This is a genomic window from Nocardioides terrigena, assembly GCF_003047265.1.
GTDB classification, from domain to species: Bacteria; Actinomycetota; Actinomycetes; order Propionibacteriales; family Nocardioidaceae; genus Nocardioides; species Nocardioides terrigena.
This window is the reverse complement of the sequence record NZ_PZYY01000003.1, coordinates 280,970-301,469: the sequence shown is the minus strand read 5'-3', so window position 1 is coordinate 301,469 and position 20,500 is coordinate 280,970. Positions and strand designations below refer to the sequence as shown.

Annotated in this window: 22 protein-coding genes; 12 read left to right on the top strand and 10 right to left on the bottom strand. The window is 72.1% G+C overall.

Going from position 1 to position 20,500, the window contains the following annotated elements; all coding sequences use genetic code 11:
* Positions 1-103 precede the first annotated feature (103 nt).
* Positions 104-1,093: a GTP 3',8-cyclase MoaA gene (gene moaA / locus DAE25_RS08145; RefSeq protein WP_107765701.1), complete on the top strand. Its 990-nt coding sequence runs from the start codon at positions 104-106 to the stop codon at positions 1,091-1,093.
* Positions 1,094-1,150: 57 nt separating this feature from the next.
* On the opposite strand, the gene DAE25_RS08140 is transcribed toward moaA, so the two are convergent.
* Both DAE25_RS08140 and DAE25_RS08135 read right to left on the bottom strand, forming a co-directional pair.
* Positions 1,151-1,363, bottom strand: a complete 213-nt coding sequence (locus DAE25_RS08140; protein WP_107765700.1) for a hypothetical protein — start codon at positions 1,361-1,363, stop codon at positions 1,151-1,153.
* Positions 1,364-1,522: 159 nt separating this feature from the next.
* Positions 1,523-1,825 carry a DUF3099 domain-containing protein gene (locus DAE25_RS08135; RefSeq protein ID WP_107765699.1) on the bottom strand — a complete coding sequence of 101 codons (303 nt, stop codon included), beginning with the start codon at positions 1,823-1,825 and terminating at the stop codon, positions 1,523-1,525.
* A gap of 85 nt (positions 1,826-1,910) precedes the next feature.
* Between DAE25_RS08135 and DAE25_RS08130 the strand changes: the two genes are divergently transcribed.
* The 4 genes from DAE25_RS08130 to DAE25_RS08115 are packed head-to-tail and all read left to right on the top strand — an operon-like array spanning position 1,911 to position 5,417.
* Positions 1,911-2,123, top strand: a complete 213-nt coding sequence (locus tag DAE25_RS08130) for a dodecin (protein WP_056888659.1) — start codon at positions 1,911-1,913, stop codon at positions 2,121-2,123.
* 51 nt (positions 2,124-2,174) lie between these two features.
* A complete protein-coding gene (gene fabG / locus DAE25_RS08125) occupies positions 2,175-2,900 on the top strand; it encodes a 3-oxoacyl-[acyl-carrier-protein] reductase (protein WP_107765698.1) in 726 nt (241 codons plus the stop codon).
* A 22-nt stretch (positions 2,901-2,922) separates the two neighbouring features.
* Positions 2,923-3,693, top strand: a complete 771-nt coding sequence (fabI, locus tag DAE25_RS08120) for an enoyl-ACP reductase FabI (RefSeq protein ID WP_056888657.1) — start codon at positions 2,923-2,925, stop codon at positions 3,691-3,693.
* Between the two features lie 26 nt (positions 3,694-3,719).
* Positions 3,720-5,417 carry a Mur ligase family protein gene (locus tag DAE25_RS08115; protein ID WP_107765697.1) on the top strand — a complete coding sequence of 566 codons (1,698 nt, stop codon included), beginning with the start codon at positions 3,720-3,722 and terminating at the stop codon, positions 5,415-5,417.
* A 206-nt stretch (positions 5,418-5,623) separates the two neighbouring features.
* Here the strand turns inward: DAE25_RS08115 and DAE25_RS08110 are convergent, their stop codons facing one another.
* Positions 5,624-7,120, bottom strand: coding sequence for an HNH endonuclease signature motif containing protein (locus tag DAE25_RS08110; RefSeq protein WP_107765696.1), 1,497 nt, complete (start codon positions 7,118-7,120; stop codon positions 5,624-5,626).
* A 329-nt stretch (positions 7,121-7,449) separates the two neighbouring features.
* On the opposite strand from DAE25_RS08110, the gene DAE25_RS08105 reads away from it, so the two are divergent.
* Entirely contained in the window at positions 7,450-8,205 is a 756-nt protein-coding gene (locus DAE25_RS08105) for a class I SAM-dependent methyltransferase (protein ID WP_107765695.1), read from the top strand.
* Here DAE25_RS08105 and DAE25_RS08100 read toward each other — a convergent pair.
* From DAE25_RS08100 to DAE25_RS08085, 4 genes are all read right to left on the bottom strand, one after another.
* Positions 8,165-8,647, bottom strand: coding sequence for a hypothetical protein (locus DAE25_RS08100; protein WP_107765694.1), 483 nt, complete (start codon positions 8,645-8,647; stop codon positions 8,165-8,167). The two genes, DAE25_RS08105 and DAE25_RS08100, sit on opposite strands and share 41 nt — an antisense overlap.
* Before the next feature lie 70 nt (positions 8,648-8,717).
* On the bottom strand, positions 8,718-9,083 hold the full coding sequence (locus DAE25_RS08095) for a cupin domain-containing protein (protein ID WP_107765693.1): 366 nt from the start codon (positions 9,081-9,083) through the stop codon (positions 8,718-8,720).
* Entirely contained in the window at positions 9,084-11,855 is a 2,772-nt protein-coding gene (gene cphA / locus DAE25_RS08090) for a cyanophycin synthetase (RefSeq protein ID WP_107765692.1), read from the bottom strand.
* The gene (locus DAE25_RS08085; protein WP_107765691.1) at positions 11,852-12,844 is read right to left on the bottom strand and encodes a cyanophycinase; all 993 of its coding nucleotides are present in this window, start codon (positions 12,842-12,844) and stop codon (positions 11,852-11,854) included. Before DAE25_RS08085 ends, cphA begins: the two co-directional genes overlap by 4 nt.
* An 84-nt stretch (positions 12,845-12,928) precedes the next feature.
* Between DAE25_RS08085 and DAE25_RS08080 the strand changes: the two genes are divergently transcribed.
* Positions 12,929-13,417, top strand: a complete 489-nt coding sequence (locus DAE25_RS08080) for a SixA phosphatase family protein (protein ID WP_107765919.1) — start codon at positions 12,929-12,931, stop codon at positions 13,415-13,417.
* Positions 13,418-13,424: 7 nt separating this feature from the next.
* Positions 13,425-14,198, top strand: coding sequence for a putative protein N(5)-glutamine methyltransferase (locus tag DAE25_RS08075; protein ID WP_107765918.1), 774 nt, complete (start codon positions 13,425-13,427; stop codon positions 14,196-14,198).
* Here DAE25_RS08075 and serB read toward each other — a convergent pair.
* A complete protein-coding gene (serB, locus tag DAE25_RS08070) occupies positions 14,176-15,396 on the bottom strand; it encodes a phosphoserine phosphatase SerB (RefSeq protein ID WP_107765690.1) in 1,221 nt (406 codons plus the stop codon). The genes DAE25_RS08075 and serB overlap by 23 nt on opposite strands.
* 35 nt (positions 15,397-15,431) lie before the next feature.
* Positions 15,432-16,154 (bottom strand): hypothetical protein, encoded by a 723-nt coding sequence (locus DAE25_RS08065; RefSeq protein ID WP_107765689.1) that lies wholly within the window; start codon positions 16,152-16,154, stop codon positions 15,432-15,434.
* A 61-nt stretch (positions 16,155-16,215) separates the two neighbouring features.
* Here DAE25_RS08065 and DAE25_RS08060 point away from each other — a divergent pair, with 61 nt between their 5' ends.
* From DAE25_RS08060 to DAE25_RS08045, 4 genes are read left to right on the top strand one after another with little or no spacing between them, the layout of a single operon-like run.
* Positions 16,216-17,016, top strand: a complete 801-nt coding sequence (locus DAE25_RS08060) for an ABC transporter ATP-binding protein (RefSeq protein ID WP_107765688.1) — start codon at positions 16,216-16,218, stop codon at positions 17,014-17,016.
* A gap of 29 nt (positions 17,017-17,045) precedes the next feature.
* Complete coding sequence (locus DAE25_RS08055) at positions 17,046-17,507, top strand: NfeD family protein (protein WP_107765687.1); 462 nt, start codon at positions 17,046-17,048, stop codon at positions 17,505-17,507.
* Between the two features lie 36 nt (positions 17,508-17,543).
* Positions 17,544-18,734 (top strand): SPFH domain-containing protein, encoded by a 1,191-nt coding sequence (locus DAE25_RS08050; RefSeq protein WP_107765686.1) that lies wholly within the window; start codon positions 17,544-17,546, stop codon positions 18,732-18,734.
* Positions 18,731-19,489, top strand: coding sequence for a sulfite exporter TauE/SafE family protein (locus DAE25_RS08045; RefSeq protein WP_107765685.1), 759 nt, complete (start codon positions 18,731-18,733; stop codon positions 19,487-19,489). The genes DAE25_RS08050 and DAE25_RS08045 overlap by 4 nt, the downstream gene beginning before the upstream one ends.
* 10 nt (positions 19,490-19,499) lie before the next feature.
* Here DAE25_RS08045 and DAE25_RS08040 read toward each other — a convergent pair whose 3' ends face one another.
* Positions 19,500-20,453, bottom strand: a complete 954-nt coding sequence (locus tag DAE25_RS08040) for an alpha/beta hydrolase (protein ID WP_107765684.1) — start codon at positions 20,451-20,453, stop codon at positions 19,500-19,502.
* Between the last annotated feature and the right edge of the window lie 47 nt (positions 20,454-20,500).

Genomic DNA, 20,500 nt, shown 5'->3' with positions numbered 1-20,500 from the left:
CCGCACGCGCCGTCGGCGACCTCGCCTCGTTCCACCCCTCCGGACGGGCGAGTGACGGCCGTTACGCACCCCCACCACCTAGACTGTCGAGGTGACGACTCGGATGCTCCCGCTCGCGGACGACTACGGTCGTGTCGCGACCGACCTGCGCGTCTCCCTGACCGACCGATGCAACCTGCGGTGCTCCTACTGCATGCCGGCGGAGGGCCTCGACTGGCTGCCCGACGACCAGACGCTGACCGACGACGAGGTCGTGCGGCTGATCACCATCGCCGTACGCCGCCTCGGTGTGCAGGAGGTGCGGTTCACCGGCGGTGAGCCGCTCGTACGCCGGGGCCTGGTCGACATCGTGCGCCGCACGCACGCCCTCGGCGGCGTCGAGACGTCGCTGACCACCAACGCCCTGGGCCTGCAGCGCAACGCCCAGGCCCTGCGCGACGCCGGGCTCGACCGCATCAACGTCAGCCTCGACAGCGTGCGTCGCGAGACCTTCCACGAGGTGACCCGCCGCGACCGGCTCGACGACGTCATCGCCGGCCTCGAGGCTGCCCGGGCCGCCGGGCTGGGTCCGCTCAAGCTCAACGCCGTCCTGCTGCGCGGGCTCAACGACGACCAGGCGCCCGAGCTCCTGGCCTGGGCGATCGAGCGGGGCTACGACCTGCGCTTCATCGAGCAGATGCCGTTGGACGCGCAGCACGGCTGGAGCCGCACCGAGATGATCACGGCGGACGAGATCTTCGACGCGCTCAGCGCCGAGTTCACCCTCACCCCGCACGGCGCGCCGCGGGGGAGTGCCCCGGCCGAGCTGTTCGACGTCGACGGGGGTCCGGCGACGGTCGGCATCATCGCCTCGGTGACGCGCCCGTTCTGCGGGGACTGCGACCGGGTCCGCCTCACTGCCGACGGCCAGGTGCGCAACTGCCTGTTCGCCCGCGACGAGTCCGACCTGCGCGGCGCCATGCGCGCGGGCGCCTCCGACGAGGAGCTCGCGCAGCGCTGGGTGACCGCGATGGCGGGCAAGCTGCCGGGCCACGGGATCGACGACCCGTCGTTCCTCCAGCCCGACCGGCCGATGTCGGCCATCGGGGGCTGACGGAGCCGCGTCAGCGGATCCGCTGACGTCGGTCGAGCGAGACGCTCGACCGAGGAACTAGTCGGATCCCTGGCTCGGGTGCGCGACGACGTCCTTGAGGAAGCCGCGCGCCCCGAGGAAGTCACCCAGGGTGGTGCGGTGCTCGTCGCAGGCCAGCCACGTCTTGCGGCGCTCGGGCGTGTGCAGCTTGGGGTTGTTCCAGAGCAGCGCCCACGTGGCGGGGGCCGTGCAGCCCTTGGCGGAGCAGGTGTCGGGGAGCTCGTCGCTCAACCTCGGTCCATCCTCTCGACGTCGCGGACGGCCGCAAATGAGGGCGGTGCCGGACAGCCACGGGGGAAGCCGTCCGGCACCGCCGGTGCCACCTCAGACGGGGGATGCTGGGTGGCGAAGTTGATTCTTGCATGACGCAACGGCAAAACCAACAACCGGTTACGGGCGTGTGGCGGACGGTGGGAGCTCCGGCGTGGTGTGCGTGCCACGCAGCTCGAAGCTGTCGTCCTTGCGCGTCTCCGGGTTGGCCATCACGACCGCCACGTAGGGCAGGAGGACCGCTCCCGCGACCAGCACCCAGCGCAGCCAGCCCGGCCCGACGGCGACCGCGCCGATGAAGCACAGGGTGCGGATCGACATCGAGATGACGTAGCGCTTCTGCCTGGCCGCGATGTCCGCGTGGTGGCTCGACGCCGCGGTGGTGATGCGCACGGGCGTGCTCTGATCCTCGCGGCGGGCCATGGATTCACTCTACGTCGGACCCCCAACGCAGGGCCGTCCGTCGCTAGGCTCCGGATGACCGTCCGTACGCACCCCAGGAGGACCCGTGTCCAACCGCACCTACCGCGTCACCGAGATCGTCGGCACCTCGCCCGACGGGGTCGACCAGGCCATCCGCAACGGCATCGAGCGGGCCGGCAAGACCCTGCGCCACATCGACTGGTTCGAGGTGACCCAGATCCGGGGCCAGGCCAAGGACGGCCAGGTCGAGCACGTCCAGGTCGGCATGAAGGTCGGCTTCCGGCTCGAGGACGAGTGAGACGGCGAGGTCTTTTCGCATACCCCGGGGTAATCACTAGCGTCGACCAGCATGAGTGACGACACGCGCCCCGAGCCCCGTTCCGTGCTGGTGACGGGCGGCAACCGCGGCATCGGCCGCGCCATCGCCGAGGCCTTCATCGCCCAGGGCGACAAGGTCGCCGTGACCACGCGCAGCGGGGGTGCGCCCGAGGGGGCGCTCGACGTCCGCTGCGACGTCACGGACCCGGAGGCCGTGGAGGCCGCGTTCAAGACCATCGAGGAGGCCCATGGGCCCGTCGAGGTGCTGGTCGCCAACGCCGGCATCACCGCCGACACTCTGGTGCTCCGCATGTCGGAGGAGCAGTGGTCGAGCGTCATCGACACCAACCTCACCGGCTCCTTCCGGCTGGCCAAGCGGGCCGCCAAGGGCATGCTGCGGCTGCGGCGGGGCCGGATCATCTTCATCTCCTCGGTCGTCGGGCTGCTGGGCTCGGCCGGCCAGGTCAACTACGCCGCCTCGAAGGCCGGTCTCGTGGGCATGGCCCGCTCGCTGGCCCGCGAGCTGGGGTCGCGCTCGATCACCGCCAACGTGGTCTCGCCCGGCTTCGTCGAGACCGACATGACCGACGTGCTCACCGACGAGCAGAAGCAGACCATCAAGACCCAGGTGCCACTGGGCCGCTACGCCACTCCCGAGGAGGTCGCCGGCGCCGTCACGTGGCTGGCCTCCGACTCGGCGGCGTACGTCACCGGGGCAGTCATCCCGGTCGACGGCGGCCTCGGCATGGGCCACTGAACGAGCGAGAGGGAATCTGACAATGGGACTTCTGGACGGCAAGCGGATCCTCGTGGCGGGCGTGACGATGGACTCGTCCATCGGCTTCGCCACGGCCAAGGTGGCGCAGGAGCAGGGCGCCACGGTGCTCATCTCCAACTTCGGGCGGGCGCTGGGCATCACCAAGCGGATCGCCAAGCGGCTCCCGACCGAGCCGCCGGTGCTCGAGCTCGACGTGACCGACGAGGACCACCTCGCCGGCCTGGCCGACCAGGTGCGTGAGCACGTGGACGGGCTCGACGGGGTGGTGCACTCGATCGCCTACGGCAACCCGGCGACGCTGCTCGGCGGCAAGTTCATGGAGGGGCCGTGGGACGACGTCGCCCAGGCCGTGCAGGTCTCGGCCTACTCCCTCAAGTCCCTCGCCACCGCCACCCGGCCGCTCATGTCGCGGGGCGGGTCCATCGTGGGCCTGACCTTCGACGCGACGTCGGCCTGGCCGGCGTACGACTGGATGGGCGTCGCCAAGGCGGCGCTGGAGAGCACGTCGCGGTACGTCGCACGCGACCTGGGCCCCGAGGGGATCCGCTGCAACCTCGTCTCCGCCGGTCCGCTCAAGACGTTGGCCGCCAAGGCGATCCCCGGCTTCGAGGACCTCGAGACCTCGTGGAAGGACCGCGCCCCGCTGGGCTGGGACGAGACCGACCAGGTCCCCACCGCCCAGGCCGTGTGCGCCCTGCTGAGCGACTTCTTCCCGGCCACCACCGGTGAGATCGTGCACGTCGACGGCGGCTTCCACGCGATGGGGCTCTGACCCGCCGGAATCGGTAGCGTGCGCGGGTGAACTCTCTCGTCGAGCTGCGGGTCCTGGAGGGCCCCAACCTCTACTTCCCCCGCGCCGCCATCAAGCTGACCCTCGACGTGACCACGATCGTCGAGGCTTCCGACGAGACTGCGTTGCGCTTCGCCCGCCGGATCGGGCTGCGGAGCACCCGTCCGGGCGCCCCGGGCAGCGGCTTCCGGCAGCGGTTCGCGATGCGTGCGGTGGAGAGGCTCGTCCGGGCGATCGCGGCCGAGTCGGGTACGACGCGGCTCGCCGTACGGGTCCGCCCGACCAGCGACCCGGACCGGCTCGTCGTCGCGTTCCCGTGGCGGCACCGGGGCCGGGCCCAGTCCCTGGGCCGGGCGGTCGCCGATGCGCTCGACGCGCTGCCCACCCCGGACCTGGAGGCCGCCGTCAGCGCCGCCGCCGAGACCGTCGCGGCCGCCGAGCCGGGGGACGGGCCGACGACGCTGACGCCACGCGTGCCGGTCGTCGCGGTGACGGGCACCAACGGCAAGACCACCACGAGCCGGATGATCGCCCACATTGCGCGTGCCCACGGTCTCCTCACCGGCTGGTCGAACACCGACGGCATCTACATCGACGGCGAGCTCGTCGAGGGCGGCGACTACTCGGGGCCGAGCGGCGCCGGGCGCGTCCTGGCCCACCCGCAGGTCCAGCTGGCCGTGACCGAGACCGCCCGCGGCGGCATCCTGCTCAAGGGCATCGGCCTGCGGCACAACGACGTCTCGGTGGTCACCAACGTCACCGCGGACCACCTCGGGCTCCAGGGCATCGACACCGTCGACCAGCTCGCCGAGGTCAAGTCGGTCGTCCCGCAGATCACGCGCAAGGACGGCTGGGCCGTCCTCAACGCCGACGACCCGCGGGTGCTGGCGATGCGGTCGGTGACCAAGGCCAGGCCGTGGGTCTTCTCCCGCGACCCCGACTCGCCGGCCATCCGCGAGGTGCTCGGCAGCGGCGGGCGGGCCACCACCGTCATCGACGGGTGGGTGACCGTGCTCCGCCCGGGTGCCGACCCCGAGCCGCTCGTCGAGCTGGTCGACGTACCCATGACCCTCGCCGGGCTGTCCCGCTTCAACGTCGAGAACTCCCTCGCGGCCACCTCGGCCGCGCTGGCCATCGGCCTGCCGGCCGAGGCCGTCGTCGAGGGGCTGCGGTCGTTCCTGCCGGACGCCGAGCACAACCCGGGCCGGATGAACTTCTTCACGCTCCCGGTCGACGGCGACCACCTCTCGGTGGTGATGGACCTCGCCCACAACGAGGCCGGACTCGAGGCCCTGATCGAGATCATGGGCGGCGTACGACGCCCCGGTGCGCGCCTCATGCTCGGCCTCGGCGCGGTCGGCGACCGCACCGACGAGCTGATCGACGCGCTGGGGGAGATCGGCGCCAAGGGCAGCGACGTCGTGGCGATCGGGCACAAGGAGCACTACCTGCGTGGCCGCACCATGGACGAGATCGACCAGCTGCTGCGCGCGGGTGCGGCCCGGGTCGGCGTCGAGGACATCGAGACCCACCGGACCGAGGTCGAGTGCCTGGCCGCGCTCGTCGCTCAGGCGCGCCCCGGGGACGTCGTGGGCCTCATGTGCCACGCGGAGCGCGACGAGGTCTACGACTGGATCGCCTCCCACGGCGGTACGCCGGACACGCCGGAGGAGCTGGCTGCCAAGGTGCGGGCCGCCTCGGCGTGACCCTCACGCGTCGTCCGGTCGCGAGGGTGCGTGGAAGCACCAGTCGCGGCTCGGTTCCGGTGCTGTTGCGCACACTCGTCCCGGCTGACGTGCCCTGGTGGGTCTTCCTGCACCCACCGCGTGACGTGCGGCGGGTCGGGGGACCTGTCCGGGACGTGCCTGTGGCCCCGCCGGGTGTCGCTGAGGCGGGGTCCGAGGCGTGGTGGTCAGTGGTCGGGCGGGTGTGAGTCCGGACGGTCGTCCGGATCCGGAGCGTCGATGCGGTCGCGAGGGGACGGGATCCCGGTCTCGGGCCAGGCCCGGCCGATGGGCCGGCTGCCGGTGTGGTCACGGAGGTAGGTGTTGCCGAGCGGACTGGTCCAGATGAACACACCCGGTTCGGTCATCTCGTACCGCCACCTGCCTCGCGTCTTCAACCGGTGATGCCGCCTGCACAACGGCGCGAGGTTGTCGGTCGCCGTCGGACCACCGTCCTCGGGATGGTCGTGGTTGTACGGGATGACGTGGTCGAGGTCGCAGTGCCTGGCGTTGCGGCCGCACCACGGGAACACACACGTCCCGTCGCGGACGATGACGTGCTCCCGCATCTCCGGGGTCGGCCGGTAACCGGTGCACTCCAACCGCTCCCGGAGGTCGATGACCTTCGTGACGACCACCTGCACATCGGGTCGTCCGCACCAGCCGCGGATCTGGTCCACGGACAGCAGCCGTTGGCCGCCCTGCTCGATCCGCCCACACAGCGCCTCATCCGGCGCGTCCGGGTGGTCGAAGTGGGTGATCGCGTCCGCGGACAGGTGGGCGTAGAGGTGGATCTGGGTCACGGGCTTCGTGGTCTTGCGCGACGCCCCAGACGACCGCGGTCTCGGGACGTTCCCCAGGGGGCCCTGCCAAACCAGCGACGCGTCAGCGCCGGTGTCGTGGTCAGTGGTGTCGCCGATGTGGTCCGGGTCGTCGAAGCCGATGGTGAGCTGGTGACGGGCCAGGTCACCGAGGGCGGTGGCGCGGCGGCCGTCGGCGGTGTCGGTGGACCCGAGCTTCGCGAGGTGCTCCGCACCCGACGCGACCGCTTCGGCGAGTGCGAGGGCGTCGGGGATCTCCAGGTCGGCCTCGAGGTGCATGGTCCCGTCGAACGACGCCTGCTCGGTGTCGAAGGTGACGTGCCGCTTGTCCGCCGAGTCGTCCAGGGACTTCTGCACGGCGTCGGGCATGAACCGCACCCGGGCCTCGTCGACCACCCGGCGCAGCTGCGACGGGGTGAGACGGGAGGCGCACCAGAAGACCTGCTCATCCACGTGCGTCGCGGCCTCGAGGGACAGGGCGAGGGTGGTCTGGGCGATGATCCGCGCCCGCCACCCGGCGACCAGCCCGGACAGGACCGCACCCCAGAGCCTGGGGAGGCGGTAGGCGACCTCGACGCAGTCGGTGAGGAACCGCCCCGCGGAGTCGTTGGTCCGGCCGAGCATGGTCGCGAACTCCGGCACACAGAACTCGTCAATGGACGGGGACCCTTCGCCGGCGAACGTCTTGGGGGAGGTGAAGCATGCCTCGGCGAACTCGGGGTCCGCGATGTGGAGGTCGGCCCAGTGGACCGCGAGGCGCATCATCTCGACGTCCTCGGCTGCGGCCCGGTCGCGCGAGTCCTTCACCGCACGCAACAGCTCGGCCGGGGTGTCCGGCAGAGCGGGTGCGGTGGTCGAGGTCATGGCTCCAGCCAATCAGGGAGCACCGACATTTCGACCCCGTGAGGACCGGTGCTGACCGGATGGTGGACACGACTTTCGACGACTTTCACGCGCCGGCGGGTGGCGTGGTTTCGAGGCTCGCTGCGCTCGCACCTCAACCACCGAACGCACGGTCTGCGCTCGCACCTCAACCACCGAACGCACGGTCTGCGCTCGCACCTCAACCACCGAACGCACGGTCTGCGCTCGCACTTCCACCACTGAAAGGGAAGGTCTCGATGTCGCTCGACGAGCAACGGGACGGCACGCGGTAGCGTGGCGCGCGCCCCGATCTCCGCCCAGGAGGACCTGTGAACCGACACCAGCTGCTCCGCAGCCTGCACGAGACGATCGAGCCGAGGACCTACCTCGAGACCGGCGTCAACCGCGGTGCGAGCATGGCCCTCACCCGGGTGCCGAGCATCGGCGTCGACCCGGAGTTCCGGGTGGTCTCGGAGCTGCAGGCCGACGTCCACCTGGCCCGCACCACGAGCGACGAGTTCTTCGCCCGGCGACGTCCGCTCGCCCACCTCCCGGTCCCGGTGGTGGACCTGGCGTTCGTCGACGGCATGCACCTGGCGGAGTACGCGATGCGCGACTTCCTCGCGATCGAGCGCTTCACCCTCCCGACGAGCGTCGTCGTCATCGACGACATGCTCCCGCGGACGGTGGAGATGGCAAACCGCCAGCGCACCACCCTCGGCTGGACGGGGGACGTCTACAAGGTCGCCGACGCCCTGCGACAGCTCCGTCCGGACCTGCTGGTTCTCGACGTGGACACCCACCCCACCGGGACCGTCGTGGTGCTCTTCCCGGACGCCCGTCGCGACGGGGTCCTCGAGGGGTACGACGAGTGGGTCGCGACCGAGGCCGTGCGCCCCGATCCGCAGCCGGTGCCCGACGCCGTGCTGGAGCGCACCCGCGCGCTCGACCCCGAGGTGCTGCTGGCGAGCCCCGGCTGGCTCCGGCTGGCCGACCTGCGTGGGTCGTCGCGACCGGGTGACGACGCGGACGTCCGCGAGGCGTTCAGCGACCTCGTCGGGGCAGGCTCCGCACGCGTCGGCTGACGGCTCGCTTCGTCCGACCCGCGAGGGAACGAGCCCGCTGGACGGGAGTCCGACCCGCCTGCGGCCGCTCGTGCGGCACCGGGAGCCGTGACTTCGAGGCCTCGGCGCCCCACAGCAGGACCAACGGTCGCGCGCCCTGCACGAGGAGCCGGCACCCGAGGGGTCGCTCCTCGGCACCGTCTGCGAGCAGCACGACGTACTGGCCGTCGGTCAGGGCCGAGCGACCGAACCGTACGACGCCGCGCCGGCCACCGTCGCCGTCCCCGTCGAGCAGGCCGAGGGTGCCCCGGAAGGACGCCTCGCGCCGCCGCAGCACGATCGTGGCTACGTCCGCGATCTCGGGACCGGGGGAGGCCAGCACGACCTCCACCTCCCCGCCCACCTGGCGGGCGTAGCTGTCGACCAGGTCGACATCGGCAGCGGGTGGCCTGGACGAGCCCACGGGTGCTCCTCGGGGTACGGGGTGCGGTCGCCAGCAGCCTAGCCACTCACCCGCCCCGTCCGGCGCAGGCTCAGACGTCCCCGGGGTCGACCTGCTCGCCGGGCGCCCCGATGTCGAGGTCGCCCTCGACGATCATGCCCAGCATCCCCGTCGGGGAGCGTGTCTCGTGGACCTCACCGGGCTCCCAGACGGCGGCGTCGCCGGCCGTGAGGCGTCGTACGGATCCCTCGGCACCCGCGACCTCGGCCTCACCGGACAGCACGACGAGCAGCTGGCGACCGTTGGCCGGGTGTGGACCGATCACCCCGCCCGGAGCGAGGGTGACCGCGACCAGGTGGGCGTCGGCGCTGATGCCGAACGCCCCCACCGAGAAGCCCCGGCTCCCGTGCGCATCGATCGACCGGTGGGGCAGGTCGGCCAGCGACAGGATCCGCACTCAGGACTCCGCGGGCGCCGAGTAGTCCGGGTCAGCGGCGGGGGTGTCGGACGACGCGCCGGCGCCGGCCTGGGCCTGCGAGGACCAGTTCTCGAGCTCGGTCATCACCTCGGCGTGCTTGTCCACGCAGACGACGACCAGGTCGCCCTTGTTGGCGCGGCCGAGGGCGTGCCGGACCGCCGAGATCTCGTCGAGCACCTCCTCGGCCTGCTTGCAGCGGGAGCCCTCGGCCATCGCCTGCCGCACGCCTTCGAGCACGAGTCCCGCGACGTCACCGCGCTCGCGGCCCCGGAGGGACACGTCCTCGCGGACGATGCACACGTCGAAGTGCTGGGCCGCGATCTGCCCGAGCTCGCGCATGTCCTCGTCGCGCCGGTCGCCGGCGGTGGCGATGATGCCGATCCGCGAGGGACGGGCCAGGTCGTGCGACCCCTCCAGGGAGTCGCCGACCCGGTCGACGAAGTCGCCGAGCATCTTCATGCCGGGCGCGTTGTGGCAGTAGTCGACGATGACGTTGACGCCGTTGACCTCGACCTCGTTGAGGCGGCCGGGGGAGAGGTAGTAGTTGGTCGAGAAGCTCCGCAGGCCCTGCCGGATGTCGTGCAGGGGCGCACCGGCGGCGAACGCCGCGGCGGCCGCGGCGAGCGCGTTCTGGACGTTCATCCGGGCCCGCCCGCTGAAGGTCGCGGGCAGCAGGTGGGTCCAGGCGAGCTGCATCTCCCGACGTCCGTGGCGTACGACGATCATCTCGCCGCGCTCGGAGGGGTCGAGGACCAGCGCCTTGCCGCCCCGGCGGCAGTGCGCGTCGATCATGTCGCGTGCCTCGGAGCCCGGCTCCTCCATCGAGAACCACACGACCTGCCCCGAGCAGCGGCGCCGCATCTGGCGCACCAGCGGGTCGTCGGCGTTGAGGACCGCGTGGCCGTCGCGCGGGACCGCCTCGACGATGACCGCCTTGACGTCGGCGAGCTGCTCGACGGTGTCGATGCCGCGCAGGCCGAGGTGGTCGGGCTGCACGTTGAGGACCACCGCGACGTCGTTTCGCTCGTAGCCGAGGCCCTCGCGCAGGATGCCGCCGCGGGCGACCTCGAAGACGGCCGTGTCCACGCGGGGGTTCTGGAGCACCATCCGGGCCGAGCGGGGGCCGCTGGCGTCGGCGCGGATGACGAGGCGCTCGTCGATCACGACGCCGTCGGTGGAGGTCATGCCGACCTTGCGGCCCATCCCCTTGAAGATGTGGCTGATCATCCGGCTGGTGGTGGTCTTCCCGTTGGTGCCGGTCACCGCGATGATCGGGATCCGCGACGTCGCGCCGGGCGGGAAGAGCATGTCGACGACCGGCTTGGCGATGAACTGCGGCTCGCCGATGGTCGGGTGGGTGTGCATCCGGAAGCCGGGCGCCGCGTTGACCTCGCAGATCGCCCCGCCGGCCTCGCGCACCGGCTCGGTGATGTCCGGGCAGATGAAGTCGATGCCGGCGATGTCGAGCCCGACCATCCGGGCGGCCTCCTCGGCGATCTCGACGTTCTCCGGGTGGGCCTCGAAGGTGCGGTCGATGGAGATGCCACCGGTGGACATGTTGCCGGTCAGCGCGAGCTTGATCATCTCGCCCTCGGCGGGGACGGACTCCAGGGAGTGTCCCTGGCCGGCCAGCACCTCGAGGGCGCCGGCGTCGACCTTGATGCGGGTGAGGACCTTCTCGTGCCCGACGCCGCGGCGCGGGTCGGCGTTGGTGAGGTCGACGAGCTGCTCGACGGTGGACGTGCCGTCGCCGGTCACCGACGCCGGCACGCGCTCGGCGATGGCGACCATCCGGCCGTCGATGATCAGGCAGCGGTAGTCCTTGCCCACGACGTGGGACTCCACGATCACGACCCCGCGACGCGACTGCTCGCGGGCGATCTCGAAGGCGCCGCGGACGTCGTCCTCGTCCTGCAGGTCCAGGCAGACACCGCGGCCGTGGTTGCCGTCGAGAGGCTTGACGACCACGGGGTAGCCGATGCGCCGGGCCGCGGCGACGGCACCGTCGGCGCTGCGGACGGACTCCTGCTTCGGGACGGGCAACCCGGCCGCGCCGAGGAGCTTGGTGGTGAGGTCCTTGTCGGACGCGATGTCGACCGCGATCGAGCTGGTCTCGCTGGTCATGGTCGCCCGGATGCGCTTGGCGTGGACGCCCTGGCCGAGCTGGACCAGGGAGTACTGGTTGAGCCGGATCCACGGGATGTCCCGGGACACGGCCTCGTCGACGATGGCCTGCGTGGAGGGGCCGAAGGCGGTCCGCTCCGCGCGGCGGATGAAGGAGTCGCGCTCGGTCTCCCAGTCGAAGTCGGGGTCACCCTGCACGAGGTGGTTGACGAGGCGCACGGCGAGCTTGCCGGCCTCGAGGCCGACCTGCTCGTCGACGTACCCGTAGATGATGTTGTAGCGGCCCTTGTGCCCCTTGACCGAGCGGGTCTTGCCGCGCCGGATGTCGTGGCCGACGACCTGCTGCAGGGCGAGCGCCGCGTGCTCGGCGACGTGGCCGAGCCACGTGCCCTCCTGCAGCCGCTCCAGGAAGCCGCCGCGCCGCCCTCGCGAGCACGAGTGCTCCCGCAGGCCGGGCAGCATCGCGACGAGCTCGTCGGTGAAGCCGGGCAGCGTGTTGGTCGGGAACTCCTCCAGCGAGCCGAGGTCCACGACCAGGTGCACCGACTTGTCGTACGACCAGACGTTGGCTCCCCGGTAGACCCGGGTCTCCAGGATCGTCAGGTCAGGCGTAGGGCGCTCGCTCATGCAGGGTCTCCGGTCTCGACGGGGGCGGTGGCGGGGGCTTGGGTGGCCGTGACGCGGCGCGCACGCGTCAGGCGGCGTCGCAGGTTGGACGGCGAGACGTCACCGGCCGCGATGTCGCGGGCCAGCTGGCGCAGGTCGCGCCCGGCCTCGGCGATCTCCTCGGCCTCGCTGGCGTCGACCACCGGCTCGCGGGGGACGAGGGCGCGGACCGTGAGGTCGTACGCCGACCCGGCCGGCAGGACGTGCAGCGTGAGGCCGCTGGCGAGCAGGGGGGCCGAACGCCGGGCCTCGTGCGCGTTGGACACCATCTTGGCCGGGTCGAGGATCGTGACCGCGCCCTTGCCGGCCACGCGGAGCACCTCGTGCCCGTCGACGACCTCCACGATCGCCGCCGTGTCCTCGTCGACGCCGATGCCGAGCAGCTGCGGGCTCTGCGCCACGATCATCAGCAGCCGCCCGTAGCGGTTGCGCTGGTCGAAGTGCTGGTCGATCACCGTGGAGCCGACGAGCCCCAGGCCGGCGGCGACCTGGGTCATCCGCTGCTTGGGGGTGGCCCCGCCCGAGCCGAAGGCGACCATGTGCGACGACTGGATGCTCGCGCCCGCCGAGGTGCCGGCGACGACCGCACCCCGCTCGTGGGCCGCGACGATCGCGTCGCCGAAGGGCGTCCCGCAGACGACGCCGGACAGCTTGAGCTGGTTGCCACCGGTCATGAAGATGCCGGTCGCACCGTCGATAGCGGCCACCAGGTCGGGGTCGTGCGCGTCCTCGCGGCTCTCGGGCCGGGCGGCCCGCACCTCCCCGGCGCCGAGCTTGGTGAAGAGCGCCTCGTAGACCTCGACGATCTCGGGGCCGAGGGACGAGGCGGTGGGGATGACGACGATGCGGGCGTCGTGGCCGCCACTGGCGACGACGAACTCCTTGAGGATCGTGCGCTTGCGCAGCTTGTCCTCGGCGCCGCCGATGATCATGAGGGGTCCTGAGGGCATGACAGGCAGGCTATCGGCTGCCACAGTGACCCCGTGCACGAGACGCAGCCAACCCCCACGACACCCGCCCGCAGGCTGGTGGTCATGCGCCACGCCAAGGCCGAGTCCTGGGGTGAGTCCGACCAGGGACGCACCCTCGAGCCCCGGGGACGCGACGACGCCGCGGCCGCCGGACGGTGGCTGGCCGCCCTCGGCTTCGTGCCCGACCACGCCTTGGTCTCGACCTCGGTGCGCACCCGCGAGACCTGGGAGGCGGTCGCCGGAGCGGCCGGCTGGGAGTCCGAGCCCGACTACGACACCGGCCTGTACGCCGCGGGCCCCGAGGCCGCGCTGGACCTGATCCGCGAGGTCCCGCCGCACGCGACGGCCGTGATCGTCATTGGCCACAACCCGACGATGGCCTACCTCGCCCAGCTCCTCGACGACGGCGCAGGTGATTCCGACGCGGGCGCCGCGATGGCCGGCGGCTACCCGACCTCGGCGCTCACCGTCCTGGAGTACGACGGGGCATGGGTCGAGCTGGACATGGCGTCCGCCTCGGTGGTCGCGTTCCACGTCGGCCGCGCCGAGTGAGCGACCGCTGAGCGTTCCCGCGGTCCCGTCGGACCTCGTCGACCGGCTGCGGGGGGCCGGGTGCGTCTTCGCCGAGGACGAGGCCCGGCTGCTTGTCCGCACGGGAGCCACCGGGGAGCAGCTCGAGGCCCTGGTCCTCCGGCGCGTCGCCGGTGAGCCCTTGGAGACGGTCCTCGGCTGGGTCGAGTTCGCCGGCCGGCGGCTGGTCGTCGCGCCGGGGGTCTTCGTGCCGCGCCGCCGCACCGAGCTGCTGGCGCGCGTCGCCGCGTCGTACGCCCGTCCCCGGAGCGTCCTCCTCGAGCTGTGCTGCGGCGTCGCCCCGGTCGCGGCCGTCGTCGCGGCCGGTGAGGTCCACGCCAGCGACGTGGACCCGGTGGCGCTCGGCTGCGCGCGACGCAACGTGCCGCACGGGCACGTCCACCTCTCCGACCTGTACGACGCCCTCCCGGGCGTCCTGCGCGGGCGCGTCGACGTGCTGGTGGCCAACGCGCCGTACGTGCCCACCGACCGGATCGCCCTGATGCCGCCCGAGGCACGCGACCACGAGCCGACCGCCGCGCTGGACGGCGGCCCCGACGGCGTGGACCTGCACCGGAGGATCGCCGCCGGCGCGCCGGACTGGCTGGCGCCCGGGGGAGTGCTGCTGGTCGAGACCAGCGCGGCCCAGGCCATCCTGACCACGAAGGCGATGCGGGAGGCCGGTCTCGAGCCGCGCGTCGAGCACGACGACGACCTCGAGGGGTGCGTCGCCGTGGGCGTCAGACCGGGGGAGCCGGGGTGACGATCCCGTCGGCCATGTCGGCGGCCTCGATCTCCTCGCGGGAGATGCCGAGCAGGTAGAGGATCGTGTCGAGGTAGGGCACGTTGACCGAGGTGTCGGCCGCGTCGCGCACCACCGGCTTGGCGTTGTAGGCGATGCCGAGGCCGGCCGCGTTGAGCATGTCGAGGTCGTTGGCGCCGTCGCCGATGGCGATCGTCGCGTCGACCGGGACCCCGATGTCGGCGGCGAACTCCCGCAGCGCGGTGGCCTTGCCGGCCCGGTCGACGACGTCGCCGACCACCCGGCCGGTGAGCCGGCCGTCGACGATCTCGAGCTCGTTGGCCCGCGAGTAGTGGATGCCGAGGTCCTCGGCCAGCCGGGCGGTGATGTGGGTGAAACCGCCCGAGACGATGGCGAAGCGGTAGCCGAGCCGCCGCAGCACCCGCACCATGGTGCGCGCACCCGGCGCCAGGGCGATCGACTCGTAGACCTCGTCGAGCGCCGTGGCCGGGACGTCCTTGAGCAGGGCCACGCGTGCGCGCAGCGACTCCTCGAAGTCCATCTCACCGCGCATCGCCTGCTCGGTCACCGCGGCGACCTCGGCCTCGCAGCCGGCGTGCGCGGCGATCATCTCGATGACCTCGCCCTGGATCAGCGTGGAGTCGACGTCCATGACGATGAGCCGCATGGACCGGCGCAGCAGGTCGGCGGGCTGCACGGCGATGTCGATGCCCTGGGAGGCGGCCTCGGCGGCGAGGAGCGGTCGCAGCACCTCGGGCTCCACGCCCGAGATGGCGAGGTCGATCGCGGTGACGGGGTAGCGCGCCATCCGCTCGATCCGGTCGATGTTGGCGCCGCAGTCGGCGATCCGCCCGGCGATGGCGGCCATCGCCGACGCCTTCAGCGGGGCGCCGAGCACGGTGACGTGGGAGCGGCCGGAACCGCGCACCCGGTTGTCGCCGACCCCGCGGTCCACGTCGACCTGCATGCCCAGCGCCGCTGCGGTCTCCTCGATGGCGACCCGCAGGCGCTTCCAGTCCCGGGGGGCGGTGATGAGCACACCCAGCACGAGGCGGCGGCGGAGCACGATCTGCTCGATGTCGAGCACCTCGACCCCCGCGGCCGAGAGGGTCGCGAACATCGCGGACGTGACACCCGGCCGGTCCTTGCCGGTCAGGGTCACGAGGAGGGTCCTGGGCTGCTCGTCGACGTCGCTCATCTCGGGCCCGAGGCTATCCCCGTCGTGGGGGGTGCTCATGGATCCGGCCACACCTCGGGCGAGCACGCCGCCACCACGGCCCGGCGCGACGCCCGCTCCAGCGGTGCCAGGGCGTCACGGCGGCGCCCGATCTCGTACGACGACAGCGCACCGCCGTCGTCCTCCAGCGCGAGGTCGACGATCGCCCACCCCTGCAGCCCACGCGCCGCCAGGTCGACGCACCGGGCGGGGATGCCCAGAGGTGGCTCGAGCGCCGGCCGGTGCCGCAGGTTCATCAGCCGGTCCGCCACCTCGGGACGCCAGCGCGCGACGTCCAGGTCCGCCAGCAGGTTGGCGGAGTCGACGAGGGCCGCCCGCATGGACCGGTCCGCCTCGCCGACGTCGGGGAGCTGCCGGGGCGCCGAGGGGTGCATGACCCAGTGCACGACCTCCCCGACCACGGTGGGCACCAGCGCGAAGCCCGCCAGCACCACCGCCTCGCCGGAGTCGAGGGCGGCGTCGTTGAGCTCGCGGGGTCCGCCCAGGCCCAGCAGGTCGCCCTCCACCGGCAGGGCCAGTCCGGCCCGGTCGGCACCGGTGCGCCGGGCCGCGACGAAGGCGTCGAGCAGCGTCGTACCGCCGTCGGGCAGGCCCTCGACCACGTGCCCGAGGTCGCCGTGGGTCACGGCGTCGAGGGCGTGGTCGGTGACCTCGTCACCGCGCAGCCAGGCGGTCATCCACCAGGCGAGGCGGGCGGAGAGGGGGAGTTCGGGTGACACGGCTGGAGACGATACGTCGGTGTCGTCGGGAGTGCGGTGCCTGCTGGATAGGGTGAGCCGCATGAGCGCCGTGATCGAGTGTGCAGGTCTCACGGTGCGCCGTGGCGAGGCGACGTTGCTCGACGACATCGACTGGACGGTCGAGGAGGACGAGCGCTGGGTGCTGATCGGCCCCAACGGTGCCGGCAAGACCACCCTGCTGCAGGTCGCCTCGGCCCAGCTGCACCCGACCTCCGGCGTCGCGGGCATCCTCGGTGAGGTGCTCGGCACCGTCGACGTCTTCGACCTGCGTCCCCGGATCGGCCTGACCAGCGCCGCCCTCGCCGACCGGATCCCGCGCGGCGAGCTGGTGCAGGACGTCGTGGTGTCCGCGTCGTACGGCGTGCTGGGCCGCTGGCGCGAGGAGTACGACTCGCTCGACCACGACCGGGCCGCCGACCTGCTCCGCGAGGTGGGGGCCGCGCACCTGGTCGACCGCACCTTCGGCACCCTCAGCGAGGGTGAGCGCAAGCGTGTCCAGATCGCCCGCGCCCTGATGACCGACCCCGAGCTGCTGCTGCTTGACGAGCCCGCCGCCGGGCTCGACCTGGGTGGTCGCGAGGACCTCGTCTCCACCCTCAGCGTCCTCGCCCTCGACCCCGACTCGCCGGCCACCGTCCTGGTGTCCCACCACGTCGAGGAGATCCCGCCCGGCTTCACCCACGCGATGATGCTGCGGCAGGGCCGCGTCGTGGCGCAGGGACCGCTGGAGCGCGTGGTCACCGAGGAGGCGCTCTCCGAGACCTTCCAGATGCCGCTGCGGCTCAGCGTCGAGGACGGTCGGTACGCCGCGCGGCGACGCACCCACCGCGCCACCGTTTGAGCCTTCGTCCCACCGGATAGGGTCAGGTCATGGACTGGCTCGCGCGACACCTCTGGGAGGCCTGGCTGGGTCTTGCCATCGTGCTGGGCGTGGCCGAGATGTTCAGCCTGGACCTCATCGTCGGCATGCTCGCCATCGGCGCGCTCGTCGGGATGGTGCTCGCGATCGCCGACGTGCACGTCGCCATCCAGGTCCTCGGTGCCGCGGGGGCGTCGATCGCGATGCTGGCGCTGGTGCGGCCGTCGATGATCAAGAAGCTGCACTCCGGCCCTGAGCTCGAGCTCGGCCACGGCAAGCTCGTCGGCACCCAGGGCATCGTCGTGACCGAGATGAGCGGTCTCACCACCGGCCGCATCAAGATCGGCGGGGAGGACTGGTCGGCGCGTCCCTACGACGACACCATGACGATCCCCGCGGGGGAGACCGTCGAGGTCCTCGCCATCAAGGGCGCGACTGCCTACGTCCACCCGGTCGCCCGACTCGACTACTGACCACGCAGCACCCATCACCTTCCACGGGGGAAATACATGCCCACAGCAGTCTTCGTCCTGTTCGTGCTGTTCGTCCTGTTCGTCGTCGTCCTGCTCGCCAAGACGGTCCGGATCGTGCCCCAGGCGCGAGCGGGCATCGTCGAGCGGTTCGGCAAGTACAAGGGCACCCTGCCCGCCGGCCTCAACATCCTCGTCCCCTTCATCGACCGGCTGCGCTACCTCATCGACCTGCGCGAGCAGGTCGTGAGCTTCCCGCCGCAGCCGGTGATCACCGAGGACAACCTGGTGGTCTCCATCGACACCGTCATCTACTTCCAGGTCACCGACCCGGTCGCCGCGACCTACGAGATCGCCAACTACATCCAGGCCATCGAGCAGCTCACGATGACCACCCTGCGCAACATCGTCGGTGGCATGGACCTCGAGGAGACGCTGACCAGCCGCGACTCGATCAACTCCGGCCTGCGCGGTGTCCTCGACGAGGCCACCGGCAAGTGGGGCATCCGGGTCAACCGGGTCGAGCTCAAGGGCATCGACCCGCCGCCCTCCATCAAGGACTCGATGGAGAAGCAGATGCGTGCCGACCGCGAGAAGCGCGCGGTCATCCTCACCGCGGAGGGCCAGCGCCAGGCCGCGATCCTCACCGCCGAGGGCTCCAAGCAGTCGCAGATCCTCAACGCCCAGGGTGACCGGGAGTCGCAGATCCTGCGCGCCCAGGCCGACCGCGAGGCCTCGATCCTGCGTGCTCAGGGTGAGGGCCAGGCCATCCAGACCGTCTTCCAGGCCATCCACGACGGCCAGCCGGACCAGTCGCTGCTGGCCTACCAGTACCTCCAGATGATGCCCAAGATCGCCGAGGGCAGCGCCAACAAGGTGTGGGTCATCCCCTCGGAGATCACCAAGGCGATGGAGGGCCTCGGCTCGTCGATCCACGAGATCGCCGGCATCCCGCGCGACGCCACGCCGCGCACCCGTGTCGACATGGGCCCGACCGAGCCGCAGGGCGGCATCAACGCCTCCGCGGACGCCGAGCTCAGCGACGCCAGCAAGGCCGTCGAGGAGGCCATCGCGGCCGCCGAGTCGGCCGCGCGCCCCAGCCGGGCCTCCTCGGCCATGACTCCGGACACGCTGGGCGGGGCCACCCCGCCGGTCGCCTCCGAGCCGACGGACCCGTCCGCCGGCGAGGGTCCGGTCGACCCGAGCGCCCCGGGGGCAGCCCCGGCGTGACCTGGGTCGAAGCCGTGCTGATCGCCCTCGCGGGCGTGGCGGCCGGCACCATCAACACCGTGGTGGGGTCGGGGACGTTGATCACGTTCCCGACCCTCCTCGCGTTCGGCGTCCCGCCGGTGACGGCCAACGTCTCCAACTCGATCGGCCTGGTGCCGGGGTCGGTGACCGGGGCGATCGGCTACCGCCGTGAGCTCCGCGGCCAGCGCTCACGCCTGCTGCACCTCGCCAGCGCCTCGGGACTGGGCGGGCTGCTGGGCGGCGGACTCCTGCTCTGGGCGCCGGGGGCCTTCGAGGTCGTCGTGCCCGCGCTCATCCTCCTCGGCCTGCTCCTCGTGGTCGCCGGTCCGCGCATCTCGGCGTACGTCGCCCGCCGCCACGAGGCGAGCGGCGGTCTGCCCGAGCGCGGGGCCTGGTGGGTGTGGCCGGGGATGTTCGCGTGCGGTGTCTACGGCGGCTACTTCGGTGCCGCCCAGGGCGTGCTGATGATGGCGGTGCTCGGCATCGGCGTCGACGAGACCCTCCAGCGCCTCAACGGCGCCAAGAACGTCCTCGCCGCCCTGGTCAACGGGATCTCCGGGGTGCTCTTCGTGCTGCTCGCCGACGTCGACTGGAAGATCGTCGGACTCATCGCGGTGGGCGCCGTCATCGGTGGCGTGATCGGCTCCTCGGTGGGTCGACGCCTGCCCGCACCGGTCCTGCGCGGCTTCATCGTCGTGGTGGGCGTCGTGGCCCTCGTGGCGTTCCTGGTCTGAGCCCCGAGGCTCAGCGGTCGACGTAGGTCGACAGCCAGGTGTCGATCTCGTCGTAGACCCGCGCCCGGACGTCCGGCAGCGACAGCACCACGTCGTGGCGGGCACCGTCCACGGCGATGCTGGTGACGTGGCGTCCCAGGCTGGAGGCCCAGCGCCGGATCTGCTCGACGTCCAGCACGACGTCGTTGCTGTGCACGGCGTCGCCCATCGTCGTCGGCCACGCCGAGGTCGTCGAGGAGAGCACCAGGCACGGGCCGGGGACGTCGAGGCCGCGGTGCAGCTCGGCGTGGCCGCGGCGCACGGCGCGCAACCACCCGGCGTACACGGGGTAGGACTCGACGGGCTTCCAGTCGAGGTTGAAGTCGAACTCGCCGTGGTGGTCGCGGTGCAGCGACTGGGTGTAGACGCCGCTGACCTTGCGGGGGATCAGGCGGCGCGGCTGCCGGGCGCCCATCCGGTCGAGGGCCAGGCGCGCGGCGGGGTTGCGCAGCCAGGCGCTGCCCTGCAGGTCGAACCACGGGGAGTTGAGGACGACGCCGGCCAGGCCGTCGGGCCGACGGTCGTGCAGCCACAGCGGCAGGGTCAGGCCGCCGGTGGAGTGGGCGGTCGTGACGATCCGGGTGTGGTCGACCGCGATGCGCCCCCAGGCAGCGTCGAGGTCGGGGAAGTACTCCCGCAGGTCCTCGACGTAGTTGGGCGTCTGGTGCTCCCGCAGCGAGCGGCCGTACTTGCGCAGGTCGAGGGCGTAGAAGTCGTGGCCGCGCGCGTTCCACCACTCGGCGTACTCGGTGTGGAAGAAGTAGTCGGCGAAGCCGTGCACGTGCAGGACGGCGCGGTCGGTCGGCTCGGGAGCCGGGCGGTGCACGAGGGTCGCGTGCACCGGGCCCTCGGCGTCCTCGCCGAGGTCGAGGGTCTCGACGGTGTACGGCGCACCGAGCACGTCGTACGTCGGGTCAGGGGCCATGGCGCGCACGATAGCGGGCCGTCGTCCGAGGCCCCGGACGGCACGTG